This window comes from Kitasatospora sp. NPDC057904 (assembly GCF_042887925.1).
Classification (GTDB): Bacteria; Actinomycetota; Actinomycetes; order Streptomycetales; family Streptomycetaceae; genus Kitasatospora.
Genome location: NZ_JBHVOL010000027.1, coordinates 59,495 through 77,274, shown reverse-complemented (window position 1 = coordinate 77,274; position 17,780 = coordinate 59,495). Strand labels below are relative to the sequence as shown.

Annotated in this window: 15 protein-coding genes; 8 read left to right on the top strand and 7 right to left on the bottom strand. The window is 75.1% G+C overall.

Going from position 1 to position 17,780, the window contains the following annotated elements; translation table 11 throughout:
- Positions 1 to 40: 40 nt before the first annotated feature.
- Both ACFVSN_RS39105 and ACFVSN_RS39100 read left to right on the top strand, forming a co-directional pair.
- Positions 41 to 1,636: an FAD-dependent oxidoreductase gene (locus ACFVSN_RS39105; RefSeq protein ID WP_380445693.1), complete on the top strand. Its 1,596-nt coding sequence runs from the start codon at positions 41 to 43 to the stop codon at positions 1,634 to 1,636.
- A 185-nt stretch (positions 1,637 to 1,821) separates the two neighbouring features.
- A complete protein-coding gene (locus ACFVSN_RS39100; protein ID WP_387958100.1) occupies positions 1,822 to 2,076 on the top strand; it encodes a hypothetical protein in 255 nt (84 codons plus the stop codon).
- Here the strand turns inward: ACFVSN_RS39100 and ACFVSN_RS39095 are convergent.
- Positions 2,073 to 3,464 carry a gluconate:H+ symporter gene (locus ACFVSN_RS39095; protein WP_387958110.1) on the bottom strand — a complete coding sequence of 464 codons (1,392 nt, stop codon included), beginning with the start codon at positions 3,462 to 3,464 and terminating at the stop codon, positions 2,073 to 2,075. The genes ACFVSN_RS39100 and ACFVSN_RS39095 overlap by 4 nt on opposite strands.
- Before the next feature lie 2 nt (positions 3,465 to 3,466).
- Complete coding sequence (locus ACFVSN_RS39090; protein WP_380498677.1) at positions 3,467 to 4,021, bottom strand: gluconokinase; 555 nt, start codon at positions 4,019 to 4,021, stop codon at positions 3,467 to 3,469.
- Between the two features lie 243 nt (positions 4,022 to 4,264).
- On the opposite strand from ACFVSN_RS39090, the gene ACFVSN_RS39085 reads away from it, so the two are divergent.
- Positions 4,265 to 4,960 (top strand): FadR/GntR family transcriptional regulator, encoded by a 696-nt coding sequence (locus ACFVSN_RS39085; protein ID WP_380445695.1) that lies wholly within the window; start codon positions 4,265 to 4,267, stop codon positions 4,958 to 4,960.
- A 172-nt stretch (positions 4,961 to 5,132) separates the two neighbouring features.
- Positions 5,133 to 5,561, top strand: coding sequence for a hypothetical protein (locus tag ACFVSN_RS39080; RefSeq protein ID WP_387958098.1), 429 nt, complete (start codon positions 5,133 to 5,135; stop codon positions 5,559 to 5,561).
- Here ACFVSN_RS39080 and ACFVSN_RS39075 read toward each other — a convergent pair.
- From ACFVSN_RS39075 to ACFVSN_RS39060, 4 genes are all read right to left on the bottom strand, one after another.
- Positions 5,537 to 6,313: a metallophosphoesterase gene (locus ACFVSN_RS39075; protein ID WP_380503532.1), complete on the bottom strand. Its 777-nt coding sequence runs from the start codon at positions 6,311 to 6,313 to the stop codon at positions 5,537 to 5,539. The genes ACFVSN_RS39080 and ACFVSN_RS39075 overlap by 25 nt on opposite strands.
- A gap of 19 nt (positions 6,314 to 6,332) precedes the next feature.
- Positions 6,333 to 10,895, bottom strand: coding sequence for a hypothetical protein (locus ACFVSN_RS39070; protein WP_387958096.1), 4,563 nt, complete (start codon positions 10,893 to 10,895; stop codon positions 6,333 to 6,335).
- A gap of 151 nt (positions 10,896 to 11,046) precedes the next feature.
- Positions 11,047 to 11,922, bottom strand: a complete 876-nt coding sequence (locus ACFVSN_RS39065; RefSeq protein WP_363656620.1) for a hypothetical protein — start codon at positions 11,920 to 11,922, stop codon at positions 11,047 to 11,049.
- 103 nt (positions 11,923 to 12,025) lie between these two features.
- The gene (locus tag ACFVSN_RS39060) at positions 12,026 to 13,561 is read right to left on the bottom strand and encodes a hypothetical protein (RefSeq protein ID WP_380445712.1); all 1,536 of its coding nucleotides are present in this window, start codon (positions 13,559 to 13,561) and stop codon (positions 12,026 to 12,028) included.
- Positions 13,562 to 13,777: 216 nt separating this feature from the next.
- Between ACFVSN_RS39060 and ACFVSN_RS39055 the strand changes: the two genes are divergently transcribed.
- The 4 genes from ACFVSN_RS39055 (at position 13,778) to ACFVSN_RS39040 (ending at position 16,833) form a co-directional block, all read left to right on the top strand.
- On the top strand, positions 13,778 to 14,830 hold the full coding sequence (locus ACFVSN_RS39055) for an IPT/TIG domain-containing protein (RefSeq protein ID WP_387958094.1): 1,053 nt from the start codon (positions 13,778 to 13,780) through the stop codon (positions 14,828 to 14,830).
- A gap of 81 nt (positions 14,831 to 14,911) precedes the next feature.
- Complete coding sequence (locus ACFVSN_RS39050) at positions 14,912 to 15,286, top strand: hypothetical protein (RefSeq protein WP_387958092.1); 375 nt, start codon at positions 14,912 to 14,914, stop codon at positions 15,284 to 15,286.
- A 144-nt stretch (positions 15,287 to 15,430) separates the two neighbouring features.
- A complete protein-coding gene (locus ACFVSN_RS39045) occupies positions 15,431 to 16,207 on the top strand; it encodes a LamB/YcsF family protein (RefSeq protein WP_380498670.1) in 777 nt (258 codons plus the stop codon).
- A complete protein-coding gene (locus ACFVSN_RS39040) occupies positions 16,204 to 16,833 on the top strand; it encodes an allophanate hydrolase subunit 1 (RefSeq protein ID WP_387958090.1) in 630 nt (209 codons plus the stop codon). The genes ACFVSN_RS39045 and ACFVSN_RS39040 overlap by 4 nt, the downstream gene beginning before the upstream one ends.
- A gap of 15 nt (positions 16,834 to 16,848) precedes the next feature.
- On the opposite strand, the gene ACFVSN_RS39035 is transcribed toward ACFVSN_RS39040, so the two are convergent.
- Positions 16,849 to 17,766, bottom strand: a complete 918-nt coding sequence (locus ACFVSN_RS39035) for an aminoglycoside phosphotransferase family protein (protein ID WP_387958108.1) — start codon at positions 17,764 to 17,766, stop codon at positions 16,849 to 16,851.
- Positions 17,767 to 17,780 lie beyond the last annotated feature (14 nt).

The following is a 17,780-nucleotide window of genomic DNA, read 5'->3' as shown; positions in this document are numbered from 1 at the left end:
GTAACGGCGCAGCCCGACCAGCGCGCCGTACACAACCACCATGGCAACCATCCCGACCCTGGGCGCCGAGCGCACCGCCGGCCGCACCGCCTCCCGCGCCGAGACCCGCGAGCTGCTCGGCAAGGCCACCTACGACCTGCTGGTGATCGGGGGCGGCATCCTCGGCACCGCCGTCGCCTGGACCGCGTCCCAGGCCGGCCTGAAGGTCGCCATGGTCGACGCCGGCGACTTCGCCGGCGCCACCTCCAGTGCCTCCTCCAAGCTCGTCCACGGCGGTCTGCGCTACCTGCAGACCGGCGCGGTCAAGCTGGTCGCGGAGAACCACAAGGAGCGCCGCGCGCTCTCCACCGACGTGGCCCCGCACCTCGTCAACCCGCTGACCTTCTTCGTCCCGGTCTACAAGGGCGGCCCGCACGGCGCGGCCAAGCTCGGCGCCGGCGTGTTCCTGTACTCGGCGCTGTCCGCCTTCCGCGACGGCATGGGCCGCGTCTCCACCGCCGCCCACGCCGCCCAGCAGGTGCCGGCGCTGCGCACCGAGGGCCTGCGCTCGGTGGCCGTCTACGGCGACCACCAGATGAACGACTCGCGCGTCGCCGTGATGACCGTCCGCGCCGCGGTGGACGCCGGCGCCGTCGTGCTCAACCACGCCGAGGTCACCGGCCTGCGCTTCACCGCCGGCCGGGTCACCGGCGCCGAGCTGCGCGACCGCCTCGACGGCAGCGAGTTCGGCGTCAACGCCCGCCTGGTGCTCAACGCCACCGGCCCGTGGGTCGACCACCTGCGCACCATGGAGGACGCCGGCGCCGCGCCGTCGATCCGCCTCTCCAAGGGCGCGCACGTCGTCGTCAAGCGCCGCTCGCCGTGGCGCGCCGCGCTGACCATCCCGATCGACAAGTACCGCGTCTCCTTCGCCATCCCGTGGGAGGACCACGTCCTGCTCGGGACCACCGACGAGGAGTACACGGGCGACCCGAAGGACGTCCGCGCCACCCAGGCCGACATCGACCAGATCATGGGCGAGGCCGCGCACGCCATCCGCGACGAGCACCTCGACCGCGACCTGATCACCTACTCCTTCGCGGGCCTGCGCGTCCTGCCCGGCGGCCCCGGCGACACCGCCGCCGCCAAGCGCGAGACCGTCGTCACCGAGGGCCGCGGCGGCATGCTGTCGGTCTCCGGCGGCAAGTGGACCACCTACCGGCACATCGGCCGCGCCGTGCTGGAGAAGCTGGCCCACGTGCCCGGCACCGGCCTCGCCGAGGACATGTCCCCGATCGCCCCGACCGTCCCGCTGCCGGGCGTCGGCGCGCCGAACGCCGTCGCGCACCGCCTGCTGATCGACCGCGAGCCCGGCTCCCGCATGGAGCCGCTGGTGGCCAAGCACCTCGCCAGCCACTACGGCACCCTGTCCTTCGAGATCGCCCGCATGATCGACGAGAACCCGGAGCTCGGCCGGCCGATCCACGAGGACGGCCCGGACGTGTGGGCCCAGGTCGCCTACGCCGCCGAGAACGAGTGGGCTTACACGGCGGACGACGTGCTGCGCCGCCGCACGACCATGACGGTGCGCGGGCTGGACACGCCGGAGATCCGCGACGAGGTCGAGGCCTTCCTGGCGAAGCGTGGGAGCAAGTAAGCACGGCCTGGCGAAGCGCGCGGGCAAGTAACTGCCCGCTGTCGGCTGGCAGTTCACCGCAGTAGCGATTCCGTCCGAGGGGCGGGCACCCGGATCACCCGGTGTGTCCGCCCCTCGGGCGTTCGGGTCACGACTGGACGGCAACGGCGGCGCGGACGACTGGCGCGTACTGATGCGCGGCCGACGTGCTGGCGCGGGCGCTTCCCGAACTCGTGCCCCCGGGCGCCAGGGCCGGGCAGGCCGCGACGGTGATGCTCGCCGCGCGGGAGGGACTGCCGGCACGGACGGCGGCGGGCGGCGCCGTCGCGGAGGACCTGCTCGACGCGACGGCGGCGGTGCTGTCGGGGGTGCTGGGCTGGACAAAGCCCTGGAACGCGCACAGGGGCGGCACCCGTTCGATACGGGTGCCGCCCCTGCGGGGAATCGCGGGTGGCCGCTAGACGATGAGGCTCAGCGGCATGATCAGGGCGATCGCGACGACCGAGATCACCGTCTCCATCACCGACCAGGACTTCAGCGTCTGGCCGACGCTCATCCCGAAGTACTCCTTCACCAGCCAGAAGCCGGCGTCGTTGACGTGCGAGAGGAACAGCGAGCCGGCGCCGATCGCGAGGACCAGCAGCGCCGCGTGGGTCGAGGACATGTTCGCCGCGAGCGGGGAGACGATGCCGGCCGCGGTGATGGTGGCGACCGTCGCCGAGCCGGTGGCCAGACGGATCAGCACGGCGATCAGCCAGCCCAGCAGCAGCGCCGAGACGTGCCACTTACCGGACCACTCGCTGACCGCGTTGCCGACGCCGACGTCGATCAGGGTCTGCTTGAAGCCGCCGCCGGCACCGACGATGAACACGATGCCGGCGATCGGGCCCAGCGACTTCCCGACGGTGTCGGAGATCCGGGCCCGGTCGAAGCCCGCCGCCCGGCCGAGGGTCAGCATCCCGAGCAGGGTCGCGGCCAGCAGCGCGATCAGCGGCGAGCCGACGAAGTCGAACACCCGCTGGCCGAGCGCCTTCGGGTCGTCGATCACGACGTCCGCGAGCGCCTTGCCGAGCATCAGCGCGACCGGCAGCAGGATGGTCGCCAGGACCGCGCCGAACGACGGCGTGCGCTCGGGCTTCGCGGTCTCCTCCGGGGCGGTGGCGGCCGGGATCTCCAGCGGGCCCACCCAGCGCTCCGCCACCCGGGCGAACAGCGGGCCGGCGATGATCAGGGTCGGGATCGCGATCACCAGGCCGAGCGCCAGGGTGATGCCGAGGTCCGCCTTCAGCGCGTCGACGGCCACCAGGGGACCCGGGTGCGGGGGCACCAGACCGTGCAGCACCGACAGGCCGGCGAGGGCGGGGATGCCGATCCGCATCAGCGGCACGTTGCCGCGGCGCGCCACCAGCAGCACGATCGGGATCAGCAGCACGACGCCGACCTCGAAGAACAGCGGCAGCCCGAGCACCGCCGCGATCAGCGCCATCGCCCAGGGCAGCGCCTTGCGGCCGGACCTGGCCAGCACGGTGTCCGCGATGATGTTGGCGCCGCCCGAGTCGGCGAGCAGCTTGCCGAGCATCGCGCCGAGGCCGATCAGCAGGCCGACGCTCGCCACGGTCGAGCCGAAGCCCGTCGAGAAGCTGGTCAGCAGCTTGTCGAACGGCACCCCAGCGACCGCGGCCAGCAGGCCGGACCCGAGCGTGAGGGCGAGGAACGGGTGCAGCTTGAGCTTGGTGATCAGCAGGACGATCGCACCGATGCTCAGCAGCACCGCGACCAGCAGCTGGGAGTCGCTGCCGGTGTGCGGCAGGGCCGGTGGGGCGGCCGCCGCCAGCAGAGTGGGGGACATACTCACGCGAGGTCTCCATTGACGGGCCGCAGCAGCGCCACGGCCATCTCGACGAGTTCTTCGGGGGACGGGCCGACGTCCAGGACGGCGCCGCGCTCGTCCGCGCCCAGGGGTTCGAGCGCGGCGTACTGGGAGTCGAGCAGCGACGGCGGCATGAAGTGGCCGGTGCGGTGGGCGAGCCGGTCCTCGACCAGCTCGTGACCGCCGCTCAGGTGCAGGAAGAAGGCGCCCGGGCAGGCCGCGCGCAGGGTGTCGCGGTAGCGCCGCTTCAGCGCCGAACAGGTGACCACACCGCCGTCGCCGGACTCGGCGCGCTCCCCGAGCCAGCCGCCGAGGGCCCGCAGCCAAGGGGCGCGGTCCTCGTCGTCCAGCGGGATGCCCGCCGACATCTTGGCGATGTTGGCCGCCGGGTGGAAGTCGTCCGCCTCGGCGAAGGGGAGGCCGAGGCGGTCGGCCAGGAGGCGGGCCAGGGTGGTCTTGCCGACTCCGGAGACGCCCATCACCACGATCGTGGGAGGGGTCTGCGGGAGGTCGTGGTTCTCGACGCTGAGAGCCATGGGTGGTGCTCCTTCGTTGCCTGGCCGCCACTATCGCTCCAAAGATATGACGTATTCAAGTGGCGGAAACCAAATCGTCATACTTTTGGCGTGTGGGGTGGGTCGCAAGGGGCGGGGGGTGCTCGACGGGGGCTGGTGGGGCGTGGCGAAGGGAGAAGCTGGGAGCGGGGGCGGGTCGTAGGGGACAGCCCCGAGGCGTGGGGTCGCAGGAGGTGGGGCGGGGTCGACGTCTAGGCTGGGCGGATGGAGATCCAGGGGCTGCCAGGGCGGCTGCTTGACGAGCTCGGTCCGGCGATCGCCGGGGGAGAGATCCCCGTGGGCGCGGTGCTGCGCAGCGAGGAGCTGGAGGAGCGGTTCGGGGTGTCCCGGACGGTCGTGCGGGAGGCGGTGCGGATCCTGGAGGGGATGCGCATGGTGGCCTCGCGGCGGCGGGTCGGGATCACGGTCCAGCCGAAGTCCGGCTGGGACGTCTTCGACCCGCTGGTGATCCGCTGGCGGCTGGCCGGCGCCGACCGTCCGGCGCAGCTGCGCTCGCTCGGCTCGCTGCGGGTGGCCGTCGAACCGGCCGCCGCCGCGCTCGCCGCCGTCCACGCGAGCGACGACCACCGCCGTGAACTCAGCTCCCTGGCGGTCGAGTTGACGATGTCGGCGCGGGCCGCCGACCTCACCACCTTCCTCCGCCACGACATCGCCTTCCACGCCACCGTCCTGAAAGCCTCCGGCAACGAGATGTTCGCCCACCTCGGGGACACCGTGGGTGCGGTGCTCACCGGGCGGACCGAGTACCATCTGATGCCCCATCAGCCGGAGCCGTACGCGATCCGGCTGCACCGCGAGGTGGCGGAGGCGATCTGCGCGGGGGACGGCGAGCACGCCGAGCGGGCGATGCGGACGATCGTGACGGGCGCCCTGGAGGAGCTCAACCAGCAGCTGGGCTGAGGTCCGCCACGGGGCCGGCCGCGGACGAATCGGGCCGGATCACACGATTTGACGGCAGTTCGGTGGATTCGGACGCATAGTCCGGCTTGCGCGGGGCAGAGTTCGTACCGGGGGCGCTCGACGCGAGCGCCCGTTCCGTGCCCGCCGCCGAATTCGCGCCTGGGGTCGCCCGATGTCCGTGCCACGCCGCCGTCGCCGCCTGCCCGACGAGGTGCGCGCCGCCGCCGTCCGCGCGGTGCTCTCGTTCTCCTTCACGCTGGTGGGCGTGGTCGTCGCGACGCTCGCCTCGTACGCGGGCAGCTGGCTGATGACGCCCGCGCTGATGGCGATGGGGCTCGGGGTGTTCGGCACGATGTGGTGCCTGCTGGAGATCCTGGTCTCACGCCAGGTCGCCGCCCAGCGGATGCGCGCACCCAACTCGGCGACGCCGATGGCCGGGAGCCGGGCCGCGGTCCGGGAACCGCTCGCGGCCCGGCCCTTCCCGCGGCCGGGCCAGTCACGGGGGCCGTCGCAGGGGCCGTCGCACGGCCCACCGCACGGCCCACCGCACGGCCCGCCACAGGGACCGTCGCGGGGTCAGTTCTCGGGCACCACGCGGTAGTGCGTGGTGAGCCGACGGTCGCCGTCCAGGACGTGGAAGGCGAGCATCGGCGGGTGGGTGAAGGAGACGCCCTCGCCGCCCTCGCAGGGCAGGGTGACGGTGGAGACCACACCGGGGGCGACGAGCAGCGGCAGTCCGGCGAAGGTCGTCGCGGCGGGCGTGTGGGAGTGGCCGCAGAGCAGGCCGACGACGCGGGGGTGGCGGCCCAGGACGCGGGCGAGGCCGGCCTCGCCGAACTGGCGGATGCCGTCGACGGTCGGTACGGCCAGCTCGACGGGCGGGTGGTGGAAGGCCACCAGGGCGGGCAACTCGGTGCGCCCGGCGCCGAGTTCGGCGTCCAGCCAGGTGAGCGTCTCCTCGTCCAGCAGGCCGTCCGGCCGACCCGGGATGGACGAGTCGAGCATCAGCACGTCCGCGCCCGGGAGTTGGTGCAGTCGGTTGATCGGACCGTCCGCCTGCTCGTCCTGCGCCACCCCGCCGAGCAGCACCTCGCGGTACGGCGCGCGGCTGTCGTGGTTGCCCGGGCAGATGAGGACGCGGTGGCGGGACTTGAGCACCTCGACGACCTGCTCGTACTCGGCGGCCAGGCCGTGGTCGGCGAGGTCCCCCGTCACCAGCACCGCGTCCAGCGGGCCGGGCAGGGCGTCGAGGTGGGCCATCACCCGCTCGGCCCGCCGCCGGGCCCGCTCGCCGCGGTCCCGGCGGTGGTCCTGGCCGAGGTGGATGTCACTGAGGTGCGCGATCGTCAGCATGCCGATCACGCTAACCAGTTCAGGGCCGGTCGGGAACCTCCGCGGGCCGCTTGAACATCCGGGTGGCGGTGATCTCGCCGTGGATGGCCGGGCCGTCCGGGTCCTGCGGGGCGGGCAGGCCGGGACGCAGGTGCTCCTCCACCGAGATGTACTTGAGGCCGGCCCGCAGGTCGGCGTCGTTGCGCAGCCGGATCACCAGCGGGAACTCGGCGAGCGCCGTGGTGTCGAACAGGCCGGTGGTGTAGATGAGCTGGACGCCGAGCGCGTCGGCCACGGCGCGCTGGAGCTCCAGCAGGTAGGTGGCGTTGGCGCGGCCGATCGGGTTGTCGAGGAACAGCGTGCCGGCGTGCCGCAGCTGGGACTGGCCGCGGTCGTTGGCGCGCAGCGCGGCCATCGTGCAGTAGAGCGCGATGGCGGCGGTGAGCAGCTGGCCGCCCGAGAAGACGTCGGACATCTGGCCGACGCCGACCCGCTCGGCGCGCAGCACCGCGTCCGGCTTGAGGATCTCGACGCTGACGCCCTTCGGGCCGATCGCTGCGGCGACCCCGCGCAGCAGCAGCGACATGCCGTCGCGGCGCAGGTCGCTGTTCTTCCGGACGGCGGCGCGGGTGGCCTCGTCGATGACCTCGCCGAGGCGCTCGACGAGGGTCGCGTGGTCCGGGTCCTCGAAGCGGATCCGCAGGAACTCCTGGCCCGACCACTCCCCCAGGCCCTCGGGCAGCCGGGACAGCCGCTGGGCGGCGCGCAGCGTGGTGAGCGAGGACTCGACCAGGCCGCGCAGGCGGTCGACGATCGAGCCGCGGTTGCGCTCCAGCTGGGTGAGTTCGTCGGTGAGCACGCGCAGCCGGGGGGCGAACGCGGCGGCCCACGCGGCGGCGTGCTCGGGCAGCGCGGAGGCGGGCAGTTCGCGGATCTGCTGGCGGGCGGGGGTGCGCACGGCCTCGTAGCGGGCGGCGTTGGCGTGCCGGACGAGCGCGTCCGAGGCGTCGCGGACGGCGAGTTCGGCGGAGGACAGCTCGCCGACGGCGGTGCGCAGGGCCCGGCGGGCCTCGGCGACGGCGGTGCGCGCCTCGGGGAGGGCGCCGAGGTACGGCTCGGCCGGGTGGTCCGCGTCGTCCTGGTTGTCGCGCAGGCCGTCGCGGAGCTGGCCGGCGAGCTCGTCGAACGCGCTGGCCGCCGACTGGGCGGCGTCGAAGGTCCGCTGGAGGTCGGCGTGCGCGGTGCGGGCGGCGTCCAGGGCCTCGCGGCGCTCGGCCAGCCGGTTGGTGGCGGTGCGCAGGAGGGTCTGGGCGTGCTCGGGGTCGGTGGGGACGAGGTCCTCGGGCAGCTCGGTGTGCGCCTCGCCGTCCACGGGGGCGGAGCGCTCGGCGTCGCCGCGCAGGCGGCCGAGCTGCTCGCTCGCGGCGGCGGAGCGGGCCTCGATGGTGGCGACCAGCTCCTCGGCGCGCGCGGCGGCGGCCTGGCGGGCGGGGCCGTCCGCGCCGTCGGGGCTGCCGAGCAGCTCCTCGGCGCGGGTGCGGACCTTGTTGGTGAGGCGGTCGAGCTCGACCGCGGCGGCGGCCTCGTCGCCCTCGGCGCGGGCCTGCTCGGCGCGCAGGTCGGCGCCGACGCCGACCTTCTCGTACAGCTGGGAGGCGGCGCGGTAGGCCTCGCGCAGGGCGGGCAGCGCGGCGGGCGCGGTGTCGGCGGGCTCGTCGGCCTGCTCGGCGGCGGGGATCTCGGCGCGCTCGGCGCGCAGGGCGCGGGCCGTGCGGCGAGCGTCGTCGGCGGCGCGCTGGGCGGCGCGGCGGTCCTCGTCGCAGGTGCGGGCGCGCTCGGCGCACTGGGTCTGGCGGCGGTCGCACTCGGCGGCGTCGTCGGCGAGTTCGCGCTGGCGGCGGGACCAGTTGGCGCGCTCGCGCAGGCGGAAGGCGAGGCCGGAGAGGGCGTCGGCGCGGCGGCGGGCGCGCTGGGCGGCCTCGCGGTGCTCCTCGTGGGCGGATGCGGCGGCCGCGTGGTCGGCCTCGGCCTCGTCGTGGTCGGCGCGCAGGGTGGCGAGCGCGGCGGCGGACTGCTCGGCGTGCTCGCGGGCGGCCTCGGCGGCGGCGGCGAGCTCGGCGAGCGTGCCGGGCGGGCAGCTCGCGTGCCAGGAGGCGAGGCGGGCGGCGAGGGCGCGGTCGGCGCCGAGGCGGGCGGCGAGTTCGCGGATGTGCTCCTCGCGGGCGCTCGCGCGGGCGCGCAGCTCGCGGCGCTCGCCGTCGGCGGCGGACTCGTCGTGCATGGCCGGGTTCGGCGGCACGAGGAAGAACGCCGGCTCGTCGGTGATCGGGGCGATCAGCGAGGCGGCGGCGCCCACGGCGACCGTCGAACGGGGCAGCAGTGCGGCGGACTGCAGGGCCTCGCGGGCCCGGTCCAGCGAGTTGGGGTCGGTGACGACCACGCCGTCGACGAGCTCGGGGCGGGCGGCCAGGATCGCCTCGTGGTCGGCCGGGTCGACGGACTGGGCCAGGTAGCGCCAGCCGGGCAGGGCCGGGATGCCGTGCTCGGCGAGGTACTCGACGGTGGCGAGCACGTCCGGGCCGGGCGGCAGCAGGCCGCCGTCGCCGAGGGCGGCGAGGATGCGGGAGTCGTCGGCGGCGGCCGTGCGCAGGTCGAACAGGGTGCGCTCGGCGGTGGCGATGGCCTCGTCGAGGAGCTCGCGCAGGTACTCGGCGTTGCGGTCGAGGACGGCGGGGGTGAGGTAGCCGGCCTCCTCGTCGGCACCCTCCTGATAGGCGGTGAGGGACAGCAGGTCGGCCAGGCGCGGCTCGGTGGCGAGCAGGGCCGCCGTGCGCTGCTCGGCGGCCAGCGAGCGGGCGGCGTCCTTGCGGGCGTCGCCGGCGCGCTCGGCGGCGAGCTCGGCCCGGCCGGTGGCGGCGGCGGCCTCGCGCAGGCGGGCGGCGGCGGCCTCGGCGACCGTCCGCGCCTGGCCCAGCGCGGCGCTCGCGGCCTTCTCGACGTCGGCGGCGTGCAGCGCGGCCCGGGCCGGGTCGACGTCGCCGTCCGCGTCGATGAATCCGGCCTCGACCGCGGCGGCCGTCTCCTGCTCGACCTCGACCAGGCGCTGGCGCAGGTGCTCGACCTCGCTGCGGGCCTTCTGGGCCGCGGTGGCGGCCTCGGTGGCGTCGGACTGCGCCTTGGCACCGTCCTCCTGGAGCTCGCTCGCGCGCTGCTCCTCGGTGTCCGCGCGGGACTCGGCCGCCGCGGCGGCGGTCTCCAGGGCGCGGGCGAGCGCGGTGGCGGCGCGCGCACGGGCGGCGAGCGCCGGGGCGGCGTCCAGCTCGGCCTCGCGGATCGCGGCGGCGACCCGGGCCACCCGGTCGGCGGCGGCGCGCTGGCGCAGCACCGCCTCGGCAGCCTGCCACGCGGAGTGCAGGGTGCGGGCGTCGATCAGCTCGCGGCGCAGCGCGGCGGCCTCGGCGGTGGCCGCGGCGAGGCTCAGCGTGGCGTGCCGGTAGGTGAGCTCCTCGGCGATCAGGTTGTGCCGGGTGCGGTCGGCCTCGGCGGCGGTGACGGCGCTCGCGGCCGCGGCGACCTCGATGGCGAGGTCCTGGGCGCGGTCGCGCTCGGCGGTGGCGCGGGAGGCGAGCGCGTGGGCGAGGCGCCGGGTGCGGCGCTCGGCGGTGCGGTGGGCCTCGCGGACGGCCTCGCGCGCGGTGGTGGACTCGGCGATGCGCTCCAGCAGGTCGAGCGACCCGGCGGTGAAGTCGCGCTCGGCGGTGAGCTCGGAGCGCAGGCCGAGCTTGGCGGCGAAGCCGTGGACGAGGTCGGCCAGGCCGTCGGTGTCGCGGGTGTCGGTGACGGCGCGCAGCAGGAGGTCGGTGAAGTCGCTGTCGTGCTTGACCGCGAAGAGGCCGGCCGCCTCGCCCTCGTCGGCGTTCATCTCGCGCTGGTAGCGGAAGAGTTCGGGGTCGAGGCCGAGCTCGCCGAGGTGTTCGGTCCAGCGGTCGTGACCGTCCTCGAAGACCAGGTCGAGGTGCGGGTGGGCCTTGCCGGCCTCGGTGAGGGCGTCGCGGAAGCCCTTCATGGTGCGGCGCCGGCCACGGGCCCTCTGGTCGCCGGCCAGGCTGACCCGCTCGGCCACGGGCAGCGAGTCCAGCGTCAGGCCGGGGCCGGGGCGGAAGGAGTACCAGGTCTCGGCGAACTTGCGCGGGTCGGAGGAGACCTGGCGGCCGCGCCACTCGCTGACTTTGCCGACGACGATCAGCTCACCGGTCACGGTGTGCTGCCACTCCAGCGCCACGTGGCCGCAGTCGTCGGCGAGCAGGAACTTGCGCAGCACGCCGGAGCTGGCGCCGCCCAGGGTGTTGCGGTGGCCCGGGAGCATCACCGAGAAGATCAGCTTCAGCAGGACGGACTTGCCGCCGCCGTTCTCCAGGAACAGCACGCCGGCCGGGGCCGGGCGGCGCACCGGGCCGTCGCCGTCCTCGCCGAACAGGCCGATCTGCTGCGGGGCCGGGTCGGCGACCGGCTCGCCGACGCCGCGCAGGTCGAGCACCGTGTCGGCGTAGCGGGCGCCGGCCGGTCCGATCGAATAGAGGCGGACCCGGTTGAGCTCGTACATGTGCGGCGGTTCTCCGTGGCTTACGTGGCTTGAGGGTGGGCGGGGCTCGGAGGGACGGGGTTCGGGGCGGGGGCTCGTGCTGCTCGGCTGATGCCGTCAGGGCTCGTGTTGCCGGGCTCGTGCTGCCGGGCTCGTGCTGCCGGGCTCGTGTTCAGAGGGAGTGGAACGGGAGGCCGGCGTCCGCCACCAGTTCGTCGGCGGTGTCCGGCGGCAGCAGGCTCGCGGTACCGTCCGAGACCGGGACGACGCCGAGGTCGAGCAGCTCGGCCATCGCGGCCGTGCCCGCCAGGTCCCGGACCTGCAGCTGGTAGCGGGCGGTGGTGCGGTAGGTGCCGCCGGCGTCGTCCGAGACCTTCTGCAGGAAGCCCGAGTCGACCAGGAACACCACGGCCTTGGCGACGATGCCGATGGTGGAGCCGGAGAGCCGGCGGGCGTCCTTGGTGGCGCCGGTGGCGGTGCGCCGGGCCCACACCCGCCAGGCGGCCTCCAGGCCCGGGGCGTCGCTCTGCGGGTCGGTGTTCGCGCCCTCGGCGTCGGCCTGCTCCTCCAGGCGGCGGCAGGCCTGGCGCACGAAGGAGTCGACGCCGTTGACGGTGATCCGGCCGAGGTAGCCGTCGTCGGCGAGGTCCTCGGGGCGGGGGAAGGCCATCGCGGCGACGGCCAGGTGCGCGAGGCCGTGCAGGAAGCGGTCCGTCGACTCGGACGCGGCGCGGCGCGAGTAGTCGCCCATGCGGACGGCGAAGACCGAGTCCTCGGCGGCGGCCACGGCCATGCCCGCGCGCGGCGAGACCTCCAGCACCACCAGGCCCATGCCGGTGGCGATCGCGTCGGCGAGGCGCGCGAACGGCGGGTCCTCGCGGTGGCGGCGCACGAGCTCGGCGTACTCGGCGTCGCGGGCGGGGAGCAGCTTGGCCTGGAGGCCGAAGGAGACCAGCCGGGCGGCGTCGGCCACGTCGGCCGGGGTGATCGGCGCGGGGGCCGCGGGCTCGGTCTCGGGCGCCCAGGACGTGTCGTGGTGGGTCGTCACGGGCGGTACTCCTCGGGGCTGTTGCTGCTGGCGGTTCGGGTGGTCGGGCGGGCGATCGGGCGGGTGGTGCGGTGCGGGGTCCGGCGGTGCATCGGCGGGCCGGTCAGCCGGCGTCCTTGCGGTCGGCGGCCATGCCGACCGCGTCCAGGAGGGCGCTGCCGACGATCAGGTCGGCGCCGCCGAACTCCCGGTCCCGCAGCGGGGTGCCGTCGTCCACCGCGAACAACAGCCGCTCCTCGCCCTGCCGGTAGGCCGTACCGACCGGCGGGCTCGCCGCGTGCACCGCGAGCAGGGCCACCAGGTACGGGAGTTCGGGATCCTGCTCGCGCGCCTCGGCGAGCAGGCCGGAGAGCCGGCGGGGCGCGTCGGCCGGCAGGTCCAGCAGCTCCAGCGCCGCCTCCAGCTGCGCCTCGGAGAAGCGGCTGTCGTCCGGGGTGGCGACGAGGTCCGGGTCGGGCAGCTCGGCGCCGAGGTGCTCGCGCTCGACCGGCGGGGTGAGCAGCAGGTCGACCAGGTCGGCGACGCGCACGGAGCTCGGGACGCGCAGCCCGGCGCCCCGGGCGAAGAACGCGCCGGTGGGGCGGACGGCCTGCTCCACCGGCAGCCGCAGCACGGGGGCGAGCAGTTGCCCGTACAGGTCGATGCCGCTGCGGACGCCGGGGGTGGCGAAGGCCTGCCGGTCCTGCTCGGCGCGGAACAGCGGGCCGGCCTCCAGCAGGCGGGTCTGCAGCTGGGTGTGGCGGCGGATGCAGTCCTTGACGATGTCGACGAGCTCGGCGGCGCGGCGCTTGTGCTCGGGCTCCTCGGCCTCGTCGCGGGCCTTGCGGATGTTGGTGAGAATCGCGTTCTCGTGCCGGTAGCGGTCGGCGATGTGGTCCAGCGCCTCGTCGATGAGGTCGGGGATGGTGCGCATCCAGTCGACGGCGCGGACGTTGCGCCGGGTCGCCTCCAGGGCGCGGCGCAGCGTCTCGGCGTACTGGACGGTGCGGTAGCGGGCCTGCTCGGCGGCGAGCTGGGCGTCGGCCAGGCGGCCGCGGCGGATCAGCACCTCCAGCTTGACCTCGGCGGCGATCTGGGCCGAGGTGACGTCCGTGTCCAGCGCGCCGACCAGGACGTTGACCGCCTCGTCGGTGGTGCGCAGGTAGACGCCGCCGTCGGGGCCCGGGACCTCCTCGATCAGCTTGAAGTCGTAGTCGCGGCGGACGTACTCGCCGTCCGCGCCGAAGGTGCCGTAGACGGCGCGGAAGCCGCGGTCGACGCTGCCGACGTTGATCAGCGACTCCAGCACCCAGCGGGCGACCCGCTCGTGCTCGGCGCCGGGACGGCCGGCGGCCTGCGCGGCGACCCGGGGCAGCAGCCGGGCGAGCACTATGTCGCGGTCGGCGCCGGTGTCGAAGTCCATGTGGAGGGTGACCAGGTCGATCGCCGCCAGGCCGACCTCGGCCATCGCGTAGCCGCCGTACTCGCCGGCCAGGTTGACCTTGCGGTTGTCCAGGTCGTGCAGCGGGGCGGTGCAGGCCAGCGCCTTGAGCCGGCGGGCGAGGCCCTCGTCGGCGGCGGGGCCGGGCGCGGGGCGCGGCGCGGGCACGCCGGTGCCGGCGGCGGGCCGGAGGCCGGGCTCGGTGGGCGGGTCTGCGATGGCGGTCACGGTGGACAAGATTAGAGGTTCGCACCGACATCGACCGAAACGGGCCTTGCGGGCGGGCTGCGGCACGGCTGCGCGACCGGTGCGCAACGGGTGCGGGTGCGTGTCGGGGGTGAATTCAGAACTCGGTTTCGACGGGATCACGCCAATTCCGAACAGGAATTCGGAAAAGCCGTGAAGGCAGTGCGCCGCTTCCGTGATGATCGGCACATGATCACTCGACTGGCCAAAGCGGGCCTCGCCGCCGCGCTGTCCGTGACCACCCTCGCAGCCGCCGCCACCGGCGCCGCGGCCTCCACCGCCTCGCCCGCCGACGCCCCCGCCGTCCAGGGTCCGCACGTGACCGTGTCCGCGTACGGCACCCTGCCGAGCACGAACCCGCCCGGGCCGGGCGCGTTCTCGGTCAGCTGGGTCTCCGCCGGCACGGAGGCCGTCACCGGCCCCACCCACCTCACCCTCGACCTGCCTCCGGGGCTCGCCACCCCCGACATCGCGATGATGTACTCCACGCCGTACGACTACACCTTCACCGAGACCCTCTCGCCCGACGGCCGGCACCTGGAGGCCGTCTTCACCGGCAACCGGCAGCCCGGACGGTCCGACTTCATGAAGCTGAAGATCTACCGCACCGGCACCGAGCAGCCGACCGGCCCGATCGTCGCGACGGTCTCCAACCCCAACGACACCGATCCGACCGGCCACGTCTCGGTCGTGACGCTGGACGGGAGCACCCCGGCGCCGATCGTCCAGCCGGCCCCCGCCGTCACCGGCCTGGACACCACCACCGGCCCCGGCGCCGGCGGCACGGCCATCACGGTCAGCGGCAGCAACCTGGCCCACGGAATGGTGCTGATCGGCGGCACCCCCGCGGCCGGCACCTGCACCGACACCGCCTGCACGGTGACCACCCCTGGCGGCTCGGGCAGCGCGCCCGTGTCCGTGGTCACGCCGGGCGGGACGACGACGGCCGCCGGCACGTTCGACTTCACCGGCGACCCGCCGCCGGCCCCGCCCGCGCCCGTCGTGTCCCTGGTGACGACCACCAGCGGGCCGGTGGCGGGCGGTACGAGCACGTACATCGTCGGCGAGAACCTGACGTACGGGACGGTGGCCTTCGGCGGGGTGCCCGGGACACACGCCTCGTGCGGGCCGAAGTTCTGTTCGGTGACCACCCCGCCGGCCGCCGGGCCGGGCCCGGTGGACGTCACGGTGACCACGGCGGGCGGCACCAGTGCGGCGGTGGCGTTCACGTACACCGCGTAGGTCTCCGCGCCGATGCCCCGGGCGCCGCCGTCGCGGCACCCGGGGCACCGGCGCGTTCCAGCCGCCGGCCCCGCCGCCCCGGTGTCCGACCACTTCCCCGCCGCCATGGCCTGGCTCGAACGCGTCCGCGACGGTGTCGCCGAGACCAACGACCGCTTCCCCTTCCTCGCCTACGGCACCGACTGGCTCGCCTTCGCCCACCTGGTGATCGCCGCCGCGTTCTGGGGCCCGCTCAAGGACCCGGTCCGCAACATCTGGGTCATCCGCTGGGCCGTGCTCGCCTGCGGGGCCGTGATCCCCCTCGCGCTCATCTGCGGCCCGCTGCGCGGGATCCCCGTCGCGTGGCGATTCGTCGACATGTCGTTCGGAATCTTCGGGGTCGTTCCGCTGCTGATCGTGTTGCGGGCCCTGCGTCCGCTGGAACGTTCCTTCAGCGCGCCGGCTGCCGCGAACTGAACACACTGCCCGGGGTCGTGCGCCCCAGGGCGCGAATCCACGGGGCGAGCGCCGGTGCCGGCGCTCGCCGCCCGGGTCACGGTCCGCGGCCTTCACGCGCAGGCCCTACCATCTCGCTCAACAGCTGCTGGGAGGCGGACGGGCGTGGCCGATGCGGTGATCGATCTCAATGCGGACCTCGGCGAGGGGTTCGGGCGCTGGACGCTGACCGACGACGAGGCCCTGCTGTCCGTGGTGACCAGTGCCAACGTCGCCTGCGGCTTCCACGCCGGGGATCCGTCGACGATGCGCCGGGTCTGCTCGCTGGCCGCCGAGCGCGGCGTCCGGATCGGCGCCCAGGTCTCCTACCGCGACCTCGCCGGCTTCGGCCGCCGCGCGATGGACGTCCCGCCGGAGGAACTGGCCGACGAGATCGCCTACCAGATCGGCGCGCTCCAGGTGTTCGCCCGCGCCGCGGGCTCCCGCGTCTCGTACGTCAAGCCGCACGGCGCCCTCTACAACCGGGTGGTCTCCGACTCCGAGCAGGCCGAGGCCGTCGTCGCCGGCGTCCTGCGCGCCGGGGCGGTCTGCGACGGGCCGCTGCCCGTCCTCGGTCTGCCCGGTTCGCGGCTGCTCGCCGTCGCCGAGGGGGTCGGACTGCCCGTCGTCGCCGAGGCCTTCGCGGACCGCGCGTACACGCGGTCCGGCACGCTCGTGCCCCGCCGCGAGCCCGACGCGGTCGTGCACGACCCCGAGTCGGTGATCACCCGGGCCGTCGGCATCGCCCGGGACGGCACGGTGGAGGCCGTCGGCGGCGAGCACATCGGCGTCGAGGCCCGTTCCCTGTGCGTGCACGGCGACACCCCCGGCGCGGCCCAGCTCGCCTGGCGGGTGCGGGGCGCGCTCGCCTCGGCCGGGGTCCGGGTGGAGGCCTTCGCGTGACGGCCGCCGCCGTCCGGCCGGTCGGCGGGGACGCGCTGCTCGTGGAGGTGGCCGGACCGGCCGAGGTGACCGCGCTGTACGGGTGGCTGCGCGAGCGGCAGGCCGAGGGCGCGCTCGGCGCCGTCGAGGAGATCGTGCCCGCGGCCCGGACCGTCCTGCTGGACGGCGTCGCCGACGTCGACGCGCTCACCGCGCTGCTCGCCACCGCGCGTCCGGCGGCCGCGGACACGGCGCACGGCCCGCTCCTCGAAGTACCGACCGTGTACGACGGCGCCGACCTGGGCGAGGTCGCCGCGCTGTGGGGCGTCTCCGAGGAGGCCGCCGTCCGGATCCACACCGGGCCCGAGTACGTCGTCGCCTTCTGCGGGTTCTCCCCCGGCTTCGGCTACCTGACCGGGCTGCCCGCCGAGTACGGGGTGCCGCGCCGGGCCACTCCGCGCAGCGCCGTCCCGGCCGGTTCGGTCGCCCTCGCGGGCCCGTACACCGGCGTCTACCCGAGCCCGTCCCCGGGCGGCTGGCAGCTCCTGGGCCGAACGGCGCTCGCACTGTGGGACGCGGAACGCGAACCGGCGGCCCTGCTCGCGCCGGGCGTCCGGGTGAAGTTCACGGCCGTACGGGGGCAGTGAGACTCCAGCGGCCCTTCACCGCCCCAACAGCTCCTCCGCGATGGCCCGTTGGGCCCGGTCGAGCGCCACCTCCCCTTCCTCCGCCGCCCATACGGCGTTCTGCAGCACCCTTGCGAGCGTCCACCCCGCCGCCTCCGCCCGATCCAACTCCAGGACGTCCACGAGGAGATCGAACCTCCGGCGCACCGCCCGCCGCACGTCTCCGGTGGCCACGACGTCGTCCCAGCGGTTGCGCAGCGCGGGGAGCAGCTCGAAGCCGGGGTGTCCGGCGAGCGGCTTCGGGTCGATGGCGAGCCACGGGCCGCGCCGCGCGCGGTCGAGCGGGGCGAGGACGTTGCCGAAGTGCAGGTCCCAGTGCAGGAGTTGCCCGCCGGGATCGGCCCTGACCTCGCGCAGTGCCGCCGCGCAGTCGGCGAGCAGCCGCTGTTCGTCCGGGTCGGCGAGGACGGCCGCGGCCCCGGCCGCCTCCGCGAGCATGGTGTCCGCGAGATCGGCCAAGCCGCGCATTCCCGGCACGGCCTGATGTGACGTCAGCGACCGCAGCAGCTCGGCCAGCACGAGCAGAGCCACCCGGTCGTCCTCGACGGTGAGCAACGAGCGCCCCGCGTCGAGCCGTTCGAGCAGCATCGAGCCCGAGGCCGGATCGTGGTCGAGCAGCCGCACCGCGCCGCGTCCGCCCCAGGCCCGCAGGGCCGCGGGCTCGCCCGCCGTCTCCTCGTCCACCGGCTGGAGCTTGAGGACGCAGGCCTCACCGTCCGCACGCCGCACGGGCAGCACCAGTGCGACGGCCCCGTGCGCGGGCGGACCGTCCAGGCGCAGCCCCCATCGCCGCAGCAACTCCCCTGCCAGTGCGGGCAGTCCGGCGACCCAGGTGCTCCCCTCCGGGCCGAAGAACTCGTCGAGCGACGCGGCCAGCGCGTCCGGAACCTCCACGGACGCTTGTCTTT